We start from the raw sequence: 16,778 nt of genomic DNA on the forward strand, positions 1-16,778 counted from the left end.
ATAAAGGGAGGTTGCACGGGCATCAGATGACGCCCTCTTCAACGGGGTGCGGGGCGGGCTGGCGCTCGAGGGTTTGCGCCACTTCGAGCAGGCTGGCGGCGCCGAACAATTGGCCCATGGGCAGTTCCAGGCCGATACGGCTGCGCAGCATTTCGAGAAAGCGCGTGGCCAGCAGGCTGTCGCCGCCGAGGCGGAAGAAGTTGTCGTGGCGCGACACGCAGGGCACGTTGAGCAACTGCTGCCACAGCTCGGCGACCAGCTGTTCAGTGGCGCTCAACGGCGTTTCATCCAGCGCGGGGCGTGAATGGGCAGCGGCGGCCAGCGGCGCGAGCAGGGCGCGGCGGTCGACCTTGCCGTTGCTGCTCAGGGGCAGGCGATCGAGCACCAGGATCTGTTCCGGGCGCATATAGGCGGGCAGGCATTGCTCCAAATGCGAGACCAGCACCTCGGCGCAGGTGCTGGCAGTGACGGCGGCGAGCAAGCGCTGGTCCGCGACCAACGCCACGGCCTGGTTCACGCAGGGGTGACCGGCCAGGGCCGCTTCGACTTCGCCCAGCTCGATGCGATGGCCGCGCAGCTTCACCTGGGTGTCGGCGCGGCCGAGGAATTCCAGCAAGCCGTCGGCGCGGTAGCGGCCCAGGTCGCCGGTGCGGTACCAACCGCCGACGAAGCGCTCGGCATTCAATTGCGGCGCATGGCGGTAGCCACGGGCGACGCCGGCGCCGCCGATCCACAACTCCCCCGTGACCCAGTCCGGGCAATCGCGGCCAAGGGCGTCCACCACGCGGTAAGCCTGGTTCGCCAGGGGCACGCCATAGGGGATCGAGCGCCAGCCCGGCAGCGGTTGCCGTACCTCGAAATGGTTGGACCAGATCGCTGCTTCGGTCGCGCCACCGAGGGCGATAAAGCGGCAGTCCGGGGCCTGTTGTCGCAGGCGTTGCGGCAGGTCGAGGCCAATCCAGTCGCCTGACAGCAGCGCCACCTTCAGTGCCAGGGGTTGCTGCTCCACCGCGTTGGCTTCGAGCAGCATGTCGAGCAACGCCGGCACGCTGTTCCACAGGCTTACGCCGTGGTGTTGCAGGGCCTTGAGCCAGGCGCGGGCGTCGCGGCGCTGGTCTTCATCAATCAACACCAGGGCGCCGCCCACTGAGAGCAGGCCGAACAGGTCATACACCGACAGGTCGAAGTCCAGCGCCGACAGCGCCAGGCCATGGTCCGAGGCGTCGATGCCGTAGACGCGGTTGATCTCGGCCACGGTGTTCATCGCGGCGCGATGGGTGATTTCCACGCCCTTGGGCTGGCCGGTGGAGCCTGAGGTGTAGATCACGTAGGCCAGTTGGTTAGCGCTCACGGGTAACGGCGCATGCAGCGGTTCGACGCTTTGCGCCTCGGACGGCTTGAGGTGCTTGACCCCGGGTAATTGCGGGTCGTGCTCGGCGAGGATCAGGCTGACGCCGGCCTGTTGCAGGATGCGCTGGCAACGCTGTAGTGGTTGGTCCACACCCACTGGCAGGTAGGCCGCGCCCGCTGCCAGCACCCCCAGCACACTGGCGATCTGTTGTGGTCCCTTGGCCAGGGACACGGCCACCAGGTCCCCGGCTGTCACGCCCGCGTCCATCAAGCTGCGGGCGATGCGCAGTGCTCGTTCGGCCAGTTCGCCGTAGCTCAGGCGGCCATGCTCGCCCCACAACAATGCCGGGCGTTGCGGGGCTTGCTGCGCGTGTTCGAAGAAGCCCTGGTGTAAGGTCGGGTCGCCTGGTACGCCGGGGCCGGGGGCATTCAAGCGGGCGCGCAGCTGGGCCTGGGCCACCGGCAGCAGATCCGGCGGGGCGTTGTCCCAGGGCTGTTCGGCGAGCCAGTGGAGGCTGCCCAGGTAGGCGTCGAACATCGCTTCGACGAGGCCGTCGGGGAACAGGCCGACCACCCTGTCCCAGTTCAGGGCGATGCCGCCGTCGGCTTCCACCACCTGATGGTCGAGCCACACTTGCGGGGTTTGGGTCAGGCCGAAGACCTGCCTGGCGAACGGGCCGTCCACCGGCGCGGCAGTGCCGTCCGGCACGCCCAGGGCGCTGGTGAATACCACCGGCATGCTCACCTGTTGTTCACCGCTGTCCCGCGCCAGTTGGCGCAACAGGCTGACCGAACCCATGCAGCGGTGCTCCAGGGCTTCGCCCAGATGCTGCTGGGTGCGCCGTGCACGGTCGAGCCAGCGTTCGCCCGCCACGGGCACATAACCGAGCAGGGTCAGGGAGGTGAAATCGCCCATGACCTGATCGATCTGCGGGTGCACCGGGCGGCGATCGAACAGCGTGAGGTTCAGGCTCAGGTCCGGGCGCGCACTCCAGCGGCCCAGGGTTTCGGCAAACGCACAGAGCAGCACTGCCGAAGCGGTCAGGCCATGCTGTTGAGCCTTGGCCAGGATCGCTTGCCACGCCCCCGCCTGGACCTGCCCTTGCAGGCGTTCAAAGCGTGGTCGGCCCAGGCTGGCAGGATCGGCCGCCAGGGGCAGTTGCGGATGTGGCGGCAATTGGGGCAAACGTGCCTGCCAGAAACCTTGCGCGGCGAGCCGTTCGCCAGGTTCCACGCGGGTCTGCAGCTGATAGTCGCGAAACGACAACTCCAGCGGCGCCAGGGCCAGCGTCGGCTCGCGATACAGCGCGTCGAGTTCGGCATAGAAGCGCAGGATGCTCAGGGCGTCGAGGATCAGGTTGTCCAGGCTGATCGCCAGCCGCGTATGCCGGCCCTGGGTCACTGCCTGCACATCGAACAGCGGCCAGTGGGCAGGATCGAACACGCGATGGGCACAGTGTTCGCGCAGGTCCTCGATGCAGGCGTAGCCTTGGCCGATCACGAAGGTGGGCACCTGGGGCAGGATGCGCGCCTGGCCCGCTTGATCGAACACCGCGCGCAGCATTTCGTGGCGTTCGATCAGGCGCCCGAGTGCGTGTTGCAGGCGTGGCAGGTCGAGGTCCTCGACGTCGTATTCGCGGTAGAAGTGGCAACTCACACCGCCGAGCACCAGGCTTGGGTCGCGGCCCAGCCAGTAGGCCTGCTGCACCTCGGTAATGGGGAAGGGCGCATGGCGCTGGGCGAGGTCCGGCACCAGGGTGCGTGGTGGCTCGATATGGGCCTGTTGATGCAGGCCTTCGCAAAACTGCGCCAGCACCGGCTGGGCAAACACCCGGGCGATGCGTGCGCCGCCCAGGCCTTGCTCGGCCAGCAGGCGCACCAGGCGCGTGGCGCTCAGGGAGTCGCCACCCAAGGCGAAGAAGCTGTGCTCACGACAAACTTCACCACAGCCGAGCAACTGTTGCCAGGCGTGGGCGACCTGTTGCTCGATGGGGCCGCAGGGCGGTGACAGCTGGCCCGGGGCGGCGCCGCTGTGTTCCGCCAGCCAGCCGTTGAGGACCTTGCGATCCACCTTGCCATTGGTCGTCAGGGGCCATTGCGCGCAGCCCAGGATCAGGCTGGGAAGCATATAGGCCGGCAGATGCTCGGCCAGGCTCGGGAATACCAGTTTGGCAGGTTGCGCTGGGCCATTCGCCAGGCGCACCACCGCCGCCAGGTGCTGGCCGTAGAGCAGCGCCACTGCCTGCTCGACGCCGGGGCAGGCCAGCAGCGCGTGTTCCACTTCACCGGCTTCGATACGGTAGCCGTGCAGCTTGAGTTGGAAGTCGGTCCGCCCAAGGAACTCCACCGTGCCGTCGGGGTGGTAGCGCGCACTGTCGCCGGTGCGGTACCAGCGCAGGCCCTGGTAGTGCACAAAGCGTTCGGCACTGCGCAGCGCATCGCCCCGGTAGCCCTCGGCCACCCCGGCACCGCCGATCCACAGTTCACCGGCCACCCAATCCGGGCAGTCGTGGCCGTGCGGGTCGACGATGCGCAGGCTGACGTTATCCAGTGGCTTGCCGTAAGGCAGACAATGCCAGTGCAGCGCCTGGCCGGGCACGACTTCGAACAGCGTTGAGTGAATCGCCGCTTCCGTTGCACCGCCCAGGGCCATGAAGCGGCAACCGGGGGCTTGGGCCCACAGGCGCGGCGCCAGCTGCGGCGCGACCTTGTCTCCGCCGAGCAAGACGGCGCGCAAGGGCAGCGGCGCGTCGGCGCAGCCGAGCAGCATGTCGAGCAGCGCCGGCACGCAATTGAGCACGCTGGCGCGGTGCTGCACCGCCAGTTCGCGCCAGCGTGGCGCGTCGCGCTGGGCGTCGGGCTCGATCAGGATCACCGCCGCACCGCAGGCCAGCGGGGCAAACAGGTCGAACACCGACAGGTCGAATTCCAGCGCCGAGAGTGCCAGGAACCGATCATCGCGGTTGAGCTGCAAGCGTCGTTGCAGGTCCTCCAGGGTGTTGGCGGCGGCCAGGTGACTGATTTCCACGCCCTTGGGCTCACCGGTGGAGCCGGAGGTGTAAAGGATGTAGGCCAGGTCGCTGATTGCACCGGGGCGGGGCGCTTGCAAAGGGCTAGCAGCGTCCGGCAACTGGGTAAGCAGCAAGCGCGCACCGGCGCCCTCGCAGATTTTGCGGCAACGTGCGGCAGGCTGGTCGACGCCGATGGGCAGGTAGATGGCGCTGCACCCCAGGATGCCCAGCACCGCGATCACCTGCCCGGGGCCTTTGGGCAGTTGCAGGGCCACCACGTCACCGCGCTTCACGCCTTGGCCTTCGAGATAGGCCGCGACGCCCAAGGCTCGCTCGGCCAACTCGCCATAGGTGATGGTCTGATTGCCGTACAGCAATGCCGGCAGGGTCGGGGCCAATTGCGCTTGGGTGAAGAAACCTTCGTGCAGGCGCTCGACCGGCAGCGCGGCGGGCTGGCCCTGGGCGGCGCTGCGTACATCAAGCTGACTGGCGGGAATCAGCGCCGGTACCGGCTGATCCCAGGCCGCGGCGTCATGGCACAGGCGCTGCAACAGGCCGGTGTAGGCGTTGAACAGCCCGTCCAGTACACCCTCGGCAAACAGCCCTTCACGGGCATCGAGGTTGATCAGGATGCCGCCGTCCAGCTCGGTGACCTGGGCGTCCAGCCATACCTGCGGGCCCTGGGAAATGATCCACGCCGGCTGGCCGAAACTCTCCTGCACACCCTCGGCGAACAACTCCCCCAGGCCCAGGGCGCTGGTGTACACCACCGGCGCCAGTACTTGCTCACCACGATGGCGCGACAGTTCGCGCAACACCTCGAGCCCGGAGAACGCGCTGTGGGCCGCGTCACCATGGAAGCGTCGTTGCAACGCTGTGGCACGGGTGGCAAAGGTGCCGGCCACTCGGCCATCCCAGGCCAGCAGGATTGAAGAGGTGAAGTCACCCACCAGGCGTTCGACATCGGCATGTAACGGCATGCGGTTGAACAACGGCAGGTTGAGCAGCAGTTCGGGCGCCTCGCACCAGCCGCCCAAGGCCTCGCAAAACACCGCCGCCAGGGCCATGGCCGGGGTGAGGGCGTGCTCGCGGGCATGGCGTTCAAACGCCTGGCGCTGGGACGGCGATAACCAGTGGTGACGGCGGCGCACCTGGCCTTCATCGCCCTGGGGCTTGATCGGCAGGCGTGGGGCACCCGGCAATGTGTCCAGGCGCTGCAACCAGTAATCGCGAGCTTGGCGGTGGCGCTCACGGTGCTCAGGACTGGCCTGCTCCTCGCGCAGGTCGGCCAGGTAGCGGGGGAAGCTGTAGTCCAGCGCGGGCAGGGGCTGTTGGCGGTACAACTGCACCAGATCACCGAGCAGGGTGCGCAGGCTCAGAGCGTCGGCGGCGAGCATGTCGAGGTTCAGGTGCAGGCGTGTGCCCTGGGGCAACAGCGATAGCTGGATGTCCAGCACCTGGCCGTGTTCCACCGCCAACTGGCGATGGGACAATTCGGCGCGCAAGGCCTCCAGTTGCTGTTGCAGCTGTTCGGCATCGGCCTGGCGCAGGTCATGCACCTTCAGCCCCGGCCATGGGCTGTGGGGCAGGATCTGTTGGCGGCCATCGTCGAGGAACTGCGCCCGCAACATCGGATGGCGGGCCAGCAAGGCCTGCACCGCGGCTTCCAGGCGGCTTGGGTCAACGTTGTGACCGTCGAATTCGTTATAGAAGTGCGCGGCCACACCGCCCAGCGCTTGGCCAGGGGCGCGGCCGATCCAGTAGGCGTGTTGCATGGGCGCCAGTTCGAAGGGCAGGCCGTCGTCCGCACTGTGATTGGCGGGGGCCGGAGCGACGGGGGCGGTATCAAGCAGCGTCAGCCACGTGCACAGGCGTGGGTCGGCTACCAGCTCGGCGAAACGCGCGGCCAGGCCCTGGCGCCGCCATTGGCCGGCGAGACGGATCAGGGTGACTGAATCCAGCCCCCATTCAATCAGGTTGGCCTCCAGGGGAATCTGTTCGGCGGGCTGGCCCAGGGCTTCGGACAGGGTACGGCGCAGCAGGGTTGCGGTTGAGGTGCTGGGAGTGGCCATGGCTCAACGTCTTCTCATTGCTAGGGCCCGGACCGGGGTTGGCCCAGGCGCTGGGGGCAGGTCATTGTGTGGAAGCAGATGCTAGTCATTCTCATTGTGGCGACTACCCGGATCGAATCGTTTTTGCCCCGTATCCGTTTGCCCGATGCGGACCAGGCTGCGGCGGTGGTGGCAGATAACGCCGGTCACTGAGCGGGATACGGTTGGAAAATGACTTGAATCGGGTAGAACCGCGTTGTCGGCCTTGACTACCGTCGCTCGCCGCCCTTTTGCAGGGCTCGTCCTTGATGGAGTTGTGGATGTCAGTCGATTCAGGTTTACAGGTGCGCGGCTTGTGCAAGCGCTACAACAACGGTGTCGAGGCGCTGCGCGGTGTGGACCTGAGCGTAGGGCCGGGCATGTATGGCTTGCTTGGCCCCAATGGTGCAGGCAAGAGCAGCCTGATGCGCACCCTGGCGACCTTGCAGCAACCGGACGCCGGCAGCATTCACCTGGACGGCGTGGATGTGTTGGCCGATGCCGGGCATTTGCGCCGTCGCCTGGGTTACCTGCCACAGCAACTGGGGGCGTACCCTGGGGTGAGTGCGCGGGATCTGCTCGATCGGTTTGCCTGGCTCAAGGGGCGTACCGACACCCGCCAGCGCCGTGAAGAAGTGGAGGGCCTGCTGGCCAAGGTCAACCTGCAAGACGCCGCGCACCGGGCACTCGCCACGTATTCGGGGGGTATGTTGCGCCGCTTCGGCATCGCCATGGCCCTGATCGGCTCACCGCGTTTGCTGATTGTCGATGAGCCCACCGCGGGCCTTGACCCGGCCGAGCGCAACCGCTTTCACCGGGTGCTGGCGGATGTGGCGGCCGAGTCCATCGTGTTGCTGTCGACCCATATCGTCGAAGACGTCGAGAACCTGTGCAGCCGCCTGGCGGTCCTGGCCGGTGGGCGGATTATTGTCGAAGGCCGCCCGGCGGATTTGCTCGGCGCTGAGCAGGGTCGCTTGTGGGAGGCCTCATTCAACCGTGGTGAACCGCTGCCCGCCGCCTTGCACGTAGCCGCCAGCCCCGCCGGTAGCCGCGTGATCGTGTACGGCGAACGCCCGGCCGACCCGCGCTTCACCCCTCACGCGCCGCGCCTGGAAGATATCTATTACCTGGCGCTGGCCCAGGCCGGTGAGGCGCTCCAGGCATGAATACCTTTGCTCTGTTGATGCGCGAGGCCTGGGTGGAAGTCCGCGCCGGGCTGCGCAGCGGTATTCCGTTACTGGTGTTCCTGGGCCTGACCGGCTATTTGCTGATGTCCCTGGCCAATGCCGACTACGTGCAGAAAATGGGTGCCAGCGACATTGCGCGCAACGCGCCGAGCCTGATCTACCTGATGTCCTGCGGGTGCATGTTCTTTCTGTTTTTCGCCTGGGCCTGGGTGTTCGCGCAACCGGCCTTGCGCGACCGCAAGGCGCAGTTGGAAGAGGTGTTGCTGGCTTTACCGCTGTCGCTGCCCGCGCTGCTGTGGGGACGTTTTATCGGCGCGGCGCTGGTGGGCGGCTTGCTCGCCAGTTCGCTGATCGTCGGCTTCCTGGCCAGCCCGGTGCTGGGCTGGCTCGGCTGGGTGCCGGCCGCCAGTATCGGTGCGCCGATGTGGTCGGCCCTGGGGTTTGCCTGGGTCGCCTTACTGTTGCCGGTCAGCACCGGCATCGGTGCGTTGTATTACCTGCTGGCGCTGCGCAGCCGTGGCCTGGCGGCGCCGTTCGGGTTGGCGACGGTGTTGATGCTGTTGTGGATGTTTGCCGTGGTGGTGCTCAAGGGCGGGCATATCAACCCGCTGCTGGCCGCCAGCCTGGACCCGTCATTGTTCACCTTTGCCCAGGCCCAGGTGGAGACTTGGAGCGCCGCGCAAAAGTCCCAATCGCTGCTGGCCCTGACCCCGGGTTTCTGGCTTAACCGTGTGTTGTGGTGCGCAGTGCCGCTGCTGTTGCTGGCCGTCGTATTGGCCCGTACCACGCGCCAGGGCTTGATGGGCAGGCGTAGCGGCGCCGTGTTGGCCGAGCCGCCGATGTTGCTGGCGAGCGGCGTGACCTTGCCTGGCCCCCTGGTGGGCAGCCAGTGGCCGCGAGCCCTGTGGTGCGAGGCGCGTTGGCAGGTACGCCAGCTGTTTGCCCGGCGCATCTGGTGGGTGGCCCTCGGATTACTGTTGGTGATGGGCGTGCTCAGTGGCTTTGTCCACGGGGTGTGGCATGCCCGTGGGCCGATGGTGCCTCGAGCGGATCTGACCCTGCCGTTGCTGTCGAGCGCGTTGTTCCTGGTGATCGCCTTTATCGTCGCGGCCCTGGTCGGGCTGGTGTGCCGGCGTGATGACGTCGAAGGCTTTGGCGCCATGTTGCAGGCGACCCCGGCCCCGGCGTGGCTGCGCCTGTTGGGGCGGGTGGCTTGTGTGTTGATGGCGACACTGGCCCTGGCGTTGGTGCCGGGCCTGGCCAGCTTGCTGATTAGTGCTATTGCCGCGCCCGACAGCCTGGCGCCGGGTTTTGTGCTGGTCTATCAGGCACTGGTATTCGCGCCGCCGCTGGTGGAGCTGGCGATGCTCACGGTGCTGGTGCATGCGCTGGTTCGCCGCTCCGGGCTGGCTTACGCCACTTCGATGCTGCTGACGTTTTTCCTGGTGCTCAACCATGAGTTGGGGCTGGTGAGTTACCCGCCCTATGCCATGGCGATCCCTGCGCATGTGGGGGTGTCGTTGCTGACAGGCTGGGCGCCGTGGCTGGGGTTTCTGGCCACCTTGGCCAGCTGGAAACTCGCCGGTTGCCTGGTGTTGCTTGCGGTGGCGGCACTGGTTTTGCCCCGTGGGCCGGAGCGTCGTCGGTTGGGCGATGTGCGCCGCGGTTTGCTCGGCTTGCCCGGTGCGTTGCTGGCCTTGGGCATCGTCGGCTTGCTCGGCAGCGGCGTGCTGTTGCAGCGGCATTTGGTGGAGCAGGGCGATTACCAGTCCGTCGCCGAGCAACGTGCCGAACGTGCTGACTGGGAACAGCGCTGGCTGCCCGGGGCGAGCGCCTGGCAGGTGGCCGGTGGGCAGTTGCAGGTGCAGGTTGATTCGGCGGCGCGGCAGGTCTTGGGCCAGTGGACGTTGGATGGAGTAGTCGCTGCCCACCTGGACGCTGAGTTACCGCCGGGCCTGCAGATGACGGCGGTCAGCGTGATGGGGCGACCGGTCGCGTTTGAACAAGCCACCGCGCATCTGCGTGTGCCTTTGCAGGATTGCGCGGCGAGTGTTTGCCAGGTGGTGTTGAACTGGACGCTGAGTGCTGACGGCTGGCCTGCCGAAGGCGAAGCGTTCTGGCTTGGGCCCCAGGGTGTGTGGCTGGAAGCGCGCCGCGTGGTGCCGCGCCTGGGGCTGGACAGCGAGCGACTGTTGCGTGCGCCGGCCCAGCGCAGCGAAGCCGGCTTGCCAGTCGCGGTGCCCCGGTTGCCAAGGGGGGCTGAGGTGGCGGTGGATGCGGTCGCACCGGCCGGACACTGGCAATGGCAGCTTGAGGTCGATGGCCAGGCCTTGATCGGCAGCAGCCTGGGCTCACTGGACTTCGCCTACACCACGCCGCTTCGCAAGGATGGCAGCCGTGAGCACACAGCCCATGAAGTGCAGGAAGACCTGGACCTGATGAGCGCCTGTGTGGCGCGACGCCTGGGCAGCCGGCCCAACGTCGAACACCTGAGCCAGTGGCCGGCCGGCATGGGTGCCAGCCGCTTGAGCCACGGCCATCTGCTGCTCAGCCAGTCGCCCAATTGGGACGTCGCGCCAGCAGGCGTCGGGCGCTGGACACGCCGCGCCCATATTGCCGAACTGCTCGCCCGCCGCATGTTGACCGACGCCAGCGACCTGCGCCAGGCCCCCGGTTACCTGTGGCTGAGCCAGGGTGTGGCGGGGGCGCTGGGCCTGCTGTGTGTGGAGGATGCCGATGGCGCTGACGCCCGGGCCACGCTGGTCAAGCTGATGGCCGACGACCTGACCCGCGCCCTGGGCAATGACGGTGAACCCGTCGGCACCCTGGCCGATGCCCGCGAACAAGGCTGGGCCGCCAGCTATGCCACGCTGGTCAGCCTCGACTGGGTCGCCGCGCATACCCCCACACAACTCACGGCGATGACCGCCGACGTCCGTCACGGCCAGGGATGGCCAACCGCGATCCAGGGCCTGCTGGGCGCGCCCTCTGATCCTGCAATTGCCGCCGCGCTCAAGCGCTGGGGCCCCGCGCAATGAAGTTTGAACCATCCCTGTCTTTTGGAGCTTTGCCATGACATCTGAACTGTCTATCCAGCCGCTGCGTCGTCCTCTCGGTTGGCGGGCCAACGTATTGACCCAAGCCATGGCGCTGACCTTGTCCAGCCAGATGTGTGCAGCCTTTGCCGCTGACCATCAACCGGCCGCCAGTGCCGAGACCATCGAGCTGGCACCGGTGACGGTGAGTGCGCGGTTGAATCAGGAGAGTGCCAAGGACATTCCGTTCGGCCTTTCGGTGCTCGATGGGCAAACCCTGGAGACCCGCCGCCTGCGCACCCTGGAGGATGCCTTGCGCACCACGCCGGGGGTGGATGTGAACTCCTGGGGCGGCGCCAACGATGCCAACGTGCGTATTCGTGGGGTCGGCTCGCTGAACCAGATGAGCATGGACGACGGCTCGGTGGTGCTGAATGTGGACGGGGTGCCGATGTCAGTGCGCAACGCGGCCATGGCCACCCTCGACGTGCAGCAAGTGGAAGTGCTCAAGGGCCCCCAAGGCACGCTGTTCGGGCGTAACAGCGAAGCGGGGGCGATCAACGTCACCACCCGTAAGCCCACCCGCGAGCTGGAAGGGTATGTGCGCGGCGAAGCGGGCAACCAGGGCCAGTTCATGACCGAAGGCGCAGTGGGCGGACCGCTGACCGAGTCCTTGGCCGGGCGTATTGCGGTGCGGCGCAGCGGCTTTGATAACTGGATTGACGACCAACAGGACGGCGACCCCCTGACCAAGCCACGTGACCTGGCCCTGCGCGGCAGCCTGCTGTGGGACAACGACGAAGGCACCACCGGCCTGTTTACCGCCGAGCGCCAGCGCGCCGATCACTATGCCGGCTCGGAGATCCTGCGGCCATTCGGCAATCGTCCCAGCCTCGACTACACCCCCGGTACCTTCGATAGCAACAAGAAGACCAACGAACGTTATTCCTTCGAACTCAACCACGACCTGGCCCAGGCCCGGATTACCTCGATCAGCGCCTACACCAGCACCGACTTCAAGGCGATCAAGGGCTATGATCGCAACATCACCCAGGCGTTGTACGGCCAACCCTTCGAGTACCTGGTCGAAGACGCGGCCCATGAGCGGGTCTGGAGCCAGGACCTGCGCCTGGGCTCTCTGGCGGATGCCGAGGTGTTCTGGGTGAGCGGGGTGAACCTGTCCCGTTCCGAGCGCAGCTTCGATTCCACCAACTTCACCAACGGCGCCCGGCAAATGCGCGATTTCACCACCAACAGCTATGCCGCCTACGGCGAAGTGACCTTCCCGATTGCCGAGGACTGGAAACTCACTACCGGCCTGCGTCACACCTGGGACCGCAAGACTTATGGCGCCGACTACAGCAGTGGCGGCAACCTGGTCAGCGACAGCCGTCGCTTGCAGGACGACTACAACACCGGGCGCGTGGCCCTGAGCTACGCGTGGACGCCGCAGACCAATCTGTATGCGGTATTGTCGCGGGGCTACAAGTCGGCCGGATTCAACGATTACGCCACCTCGGTCAAGGACAGCGAGCCCTACAAGGCGGCCAAGGTGAACTCCGCCGAAGTCGGTTTCAAGCATGAAAGCCAAGGCGGTGCGTTGAGCCTGGAAGGCGCGTTGTTCATTACCCGTGTGCAGGATGACCACCTGTTGGGGTACGACTTCAAAAGCATGGCAGTCAGCGCCGTGAATGCTGACACCCGCAGCAAAGGCGCTGAGTTGTCGAGCACCTGGCACGTCACCGATGAGCTGACCCTGGGCAGTGCCATCAGCTACACCAACGCCGTGGTCACCTCGGACGCGCCGGGGGTTTCCGGTGGTGATGTTGCCAAGGGCAGCCGTGTACCGGATGTGCCGTTGTGGAGTGGCAATTTCAGCGTGGCCTGGAACAAACCCCTGGGTGAACTGCTGGGCTTGCCGGCGCCGCGCTTGAACACCTTGCTCAACTACCGCGTGCAGAAAAACCGCCCGGCTGATCCGCAGAACCACTATGACCTCAAGGGTTACGCCAAGTTGGACTTGCACCTGGGGGTGGAGAGCGGTGGCTCGGAAGTTTATTTGTGGGGCGATAATCTGCTGGATGCGCGGTATGACCTGTATGGCGCGTACTCCACCGACACGGTGCTGACCGGGATGCCGGGGCGCGGGCGTTCGGCGGGGGTGGGGTATAGCTATCAGTTCTGAGGCGGTCACTGGGTGCAATGTGGGAGGGGTTTGCTCGCGCTGGCTACCTGACAACTAACTGATGCCCCACGATCTAAATGTGGGAGGGGGCTTGCTCCCGATGGCGGCCTGACAGTTGACCAGGATGTTGGATTAGACCGAGTACATATCCATTATTTAGGTAATGGCCACTATTGGTTCCGCTTTTACAGCGGGTCACTTTGAAAAGCGCAAAGTAACCAAACGCTCTTGCCCCACCACTCGGCACCTCGCTTAGGCTCGGTGTGCCCGTAATCCGACATGGATTTGGGGGGCCGCCGCCACGCGCCATCCATGGCGCGGGGCGGCTAAACCGGCATCCCTGCCGGTTTACCCCCCAAATCCCTGTCGAATTCCGGCCAGCGTGGTTTGACGGGGCGCCTGAGATCAAAAGCAGATCAAGATCAAGAGCGGCTCGCTTCGCATCGTGGTTACTGATGGTGGCTGCGTGAGTTGTGTAGATACCCATGTCCCGATGAGGGAGTGTCAGTGAACATATCCGAGACTGACACACCGCCATCGGGAGCAAGCCCCCTCCCACATTTTTACCGAGTGCAGTCAATCAGACCGCCGCGAAATCAAGTCCTCTCCCACATTTGAACTCAGGACAGCTGGCCGAATCGCGTCAGTTCAGAATTGATAGGTATAGCCCACGCCCAAGGTACGCCGGCGCGATGGCCCACCATAGGCCACCGGGTCACTGTAGAAACCATAGGTGTCATACGTCTGGTTCAACAGGTTGTCGGCAAACGCATACACCTCGCCAAACTTGCTCTCCAGCCCCGCCCTCAGGTCAAGCTTTTCATAGTTATCCAGATTGAAGTGATTCTGCGGATCGGCTGCGCGTTCGCCCACCAGGTGGTAGTTGAGGCTGGTGTTGAGGGTGGTATCGCCGAGGCTGGCGAGGCTGCCCAAAGGATGTTTCCAGCTGGCGTTAAAGTTGCCGCTCCAGCGCGGCACATCCGGGGTGCGGTTGCCGGCGGCGACGTCGCCGGCCTGGATGCCTTGCACACCGCTGGTGATCTTGGCATCGAGGTAGGTCGCGCTGGCGGCCAGGGTCAGGCCGTAGTCGAAGCGCCAGCTGCCTTCCAGTTCGGCGCCGCGGGTGCGGGTGTCGGCGTTGAAGGCGTTGGTGGCGAAGGTCGCGGCGTCGTAGCCAAGCAAGTGGTCGTCGTGCACACGGGTGTAGAACAGCGCGCCGTTGAGGCTGCCGCGACGGTCCTCTGTTTCGCTCTTGAAGCCAAGTTCAGCGGCCTTGCTGACGGCGGCCTTGTAGGGCGCGCTGTCGCTGACCTGGGAGGCATAGTCATTGAACCCGCCGGATTTATACCCCCGCGCCAGTTGCACGTAGATGTTGGTCTGCGCGGTGATCGCGTAACTCAGGGCGGCGCGGCCGGTGCCGTAATGGTCGGTGAGTTTGCGCGAGTCATCCACGGCGCTCGAACCTGAGAAGTATTGGCCGTCGTAGGTCTTGCGGTCCCAGGAGTGGCGATAACCGGTGGTGAGTTTCAGGCGCTCGGTCAGCGGGAACGTCACTTCGCCGTAGCCGGCATAGGTGGTGGTGGTGAAGTCGCGGAACTTGGCGCCGGAGGTACCGTAGGTGTTGCGCGGGGTGTCGTAGCTGCGCTCGTTGCGGCTGGCGGCGACGCCTGCGACCCAGAACACGTCAGCGTCGGGCAGTGAGCTCAGGTGCAAGTCCTGGCTCCAGCTGCGCTCGAAGGATTTGTCCACCACCCAGAACTCGCCGGGCGTGCCGTAAAGCGCGCCCATCAGCTTGCTGTCGTAGGCGATCAAGCCGGTGAAGTCGGCGGTGCCAGTGGCCGTGGTGGAGGTCAGGCGGCTGTTGGCGAAGTCATGCTCTACCTTGATCGTATAGCGCTCGGTGGTCTTGTTGTTGTCGTCGAACAGGCCGGGGCTCAGGTCCAGGCTCGGGTGGCTGCCGTAGGGGCGCAGCACCAGGGAGTTGGTGGCGCGTTCGGTCTGCTGGCGTTCGGCGCTGAACAGTATGTGGGTGTCATCGTTGAGGTCCCACAGCAGGCTGCCACGATAGGCTTCATTGCGCGGTTTGGTGATGGGGTGGTGGGTCTGGTCGTTGTCGATCCAACTGTCGTAGCCGGCACGGCGCACCGCCAGGCGGCCGCTGAGGCTGTCACTGAGCGGGCCGCCGATGGCGCCTTCGGTGAGGAACTGGCCCTGCTGGCCGACTTCGCCACGCACATAACCTTCAAGTTCTCGGGTGGGTTGGCGGGTGGTGATATTCACCGCGCCGGCCTGGCCAATCGCACCGGACAGAGTGCCCTGGGGGCCCTTGAGCACTTCGATGCGGTCGACATCGAGGGTGCTGAAACCCAGGTTGCGCGACGATACCGGCACGCCGTCGATGTTGAACGCCACCGAGCTATCATCCATGGACATCTGGTACAGCGAGCCCACGCCGCGGATCAGCACATTGAAATCATTCGGTCCACCTGAGGAATTGACGCTGACCCCGGAGGTATTGCGCAGGGCGCTTTCCAGGGTGTCGAGACGTTGGCTGCGCAGCTCTTCGCCGCTGGTCACACTGACGCTGATCGGCACTTCCTTGGGATCTTCCTTGGCCATGCGCGCGGTCACCGTCGAGGCGGGCAATTGCAGGGGCTCGCTGGCGGCGGCGAAGGCTGGTGGAGACAGTGTCAGTGCAATCGCTATTGTTATAGTATTACATTTGTAGCAAGATTGGCGGGTAGCCGTCGTGTTGCATCGTGCAGACATGATGGGACCTTGACTGAAGAATGCTGATCGGCGCGCGGTGCACAGGGGCAGCGGCGGTTTGGCGCAGCGTTTGCGGCGCGCCAAATGCTAATAATTATCAATTGCGCACATCTACCCCGATGTGATCTGATTCGAGCCGTATCCGGTCAGCCAGGAGATTTACGATGTCAGCCGTTCAAGGAGGCGCAGGGGAGCCGATGCCGGTCTCGCGAATCATTACGGGAGGCTATGGAAGCGATCTCGGGCCAGGTGCCCATTGCCGGGTCACCCGCATGACGCTGCAGGAAGGCCTGGATATCGTGCGCTGGCAGAGTCGCTTCGAGCAGCCGATGGAACTGCCGTTGCAGGACGACAGCGAGTGCATTCACTTCAGCTTCACCAACCTGCTCAAGGGCAAGGCCGCGTGCAGCTTTCGCGATGGGCGTCGGCAACGGCGCTACGCGATTGACGAGGGCGCGGGCAGCATCAGCTATGGCCGTTGCCGCCATGGCCTTTATCACCAGCACGGCGAGATCGACAACATCACCGTCATGATCCGCCCCGAGCTGCTGGCCCAGTGGGAACTGAAACTCGACCCGCTGCTGCACAAGGCGCTGGCCTGCGAGCATTGCTTTCTCGACGGCCATCGCAGCGGTGAAATGAGCGCCACTGCGCATATGCTTGGCCTGGCCATGGATCAAGGCACCAGCCTGCCACCGGCCCAGCCACGCAGCAGCCTGTGGTTATACGGGCAAAGTGTCACGCTGGTGAGCCTGTTCCTGCAGGCACGCCAGGACGCTGAGTGCACCTGTCGGGTCAGCCACACTGACCGCCAGCGGCTGGTGCGGGCTCGGGATCGTTTGCTCGAGGATCTGGGCAAGGCGCCGAGCCTGTCGGAGCTAGCCCGCGAATCCGGCTTGAGCCAGCCCAAGCTTACCCGCGGGTTTCGCCAACTGTTTTCCAACAGCGTCTACGGCGTGTTCCAGCAGATGCGCATGATCCAGGCGCGCAGCCGCTTGATGAACGGCGATGAGTCGGTGATGCGCATCGCCTCGGACCTCGGTTATGCCAACGCCAGTCATTTCGCCACGGCGTTTCGCAAGCAGTTCGGGATCAACCCGTCGATGCTCAAGAACGGTGGCCGTGGCAAATCCCTGGGCGCGGGCTGAAGC

Annotated in this window: 6 protein-coding genes; 4 read left to right on the top strand and 2 right to left on the bottom strand. The window is 65.4% G+C overall.

Annotated elements, in window-relative coordinates:
- Positions 1–22: 22 nt before the first annotated feature.
- Positions 23–6,433 (bottom strand): non-ribosomal peptide synthetase, encoded by a 6,411-nt coding sequence (locus tag KVH01_RS17325; RefSeq protein ID WP_217882219.1) that lies wholly within the window; start codon positions 6,431–6,433, stop codon positions 23–25.
- 299 nt (positions 6,434–6,732) lie between these two features.
- Between KVH01_RS17325 and KVH01_RS17330 the strand changes: the two genes are divergently transcribed.
- From KVH01_RS17330 to KVH01_RS17340, 3 genes are read left to right on the top strand one after another with little or no spacing between them, the layout of a single operon-like run.
- On the top strand, positions 6,733–7,617 hold the full coding sequence (locus KVH01_RS17330) for an ABC transporter ATP-binding protein (RefSeq protein WP_217882220.1): 885 nt from the start codon (positions 6,733–6,735) through the stop codon (positions 7,615–7,617).
- The gene (locus KVH01_RS17335; protein ID WP_217882221.1) at positions 7,614–10,676 is read left to right on the top strand and encodes a hypothetical protein; all 3,063 of its coding nucleotides are present in this window, start codon (positions 7,614–7,616) and stop codon (positions 10,674–10,676) included. Before KVH01_RS17330 ends, KVH01_RS17335 begins: the two co-directional genes overlap by 4 nt.
- Before the next feature lie 34 nt (positions 10,677–10,710).
- Positions 10,711–12,858, top strand: a complete 2,148-nt coding sequence (locus tag KVH01_RS17340; protein ID WP_217882222.1) for a TonB-dependent receptor — start codon at positions 10,711–10,713, stop codon at positions 12,856–12,858.
- A gap of 648 nt (positions 12,859–13,506) precedes the next feature.
- Here the strand turns inward: KVH01_RS17340 and KVH01_RS17345 are convergent.
- Positions 13,507–15,477: a TonB-dependent receptor gene (locus KVH01_RS17345; protein WP_225924245.1), complete on the bottom strand. Its 1,971-nt coding sequence runs from the start codon at positions 15,475–15,477 to the stop codon at positions 13,507–13,509.
- 314 nt (positions 15,478–15,791) lie between these two features.
- Between KVH01_RS17345 and KVH01_RS17350 the strand changes: the two genes are divergently transcribed.
- Positions 15,792–16,775: a helix-turn-helix domain-containing protein gene (locus KVH01_RS17350; protein WP_043051019.1), complete on the top strand. Its 984-nt coding sequence runs from the start codon at positions 15,792–15,794 to the stop codon at positions 16,773–16,775.
- Positions 16,776–16,778: the final 3 nt, after the last annotated feature.

It is taken from the genome of Pseudomonas khavaziana, from assembly GCF_019145205.1.
GTDB lineage: Bacteria > Pseudomonadota > Gammaproteobacteria > Pseudomonadales > Pseudomonadaceae > Aquipseudomonas > Aquipseudomonas khavaziana.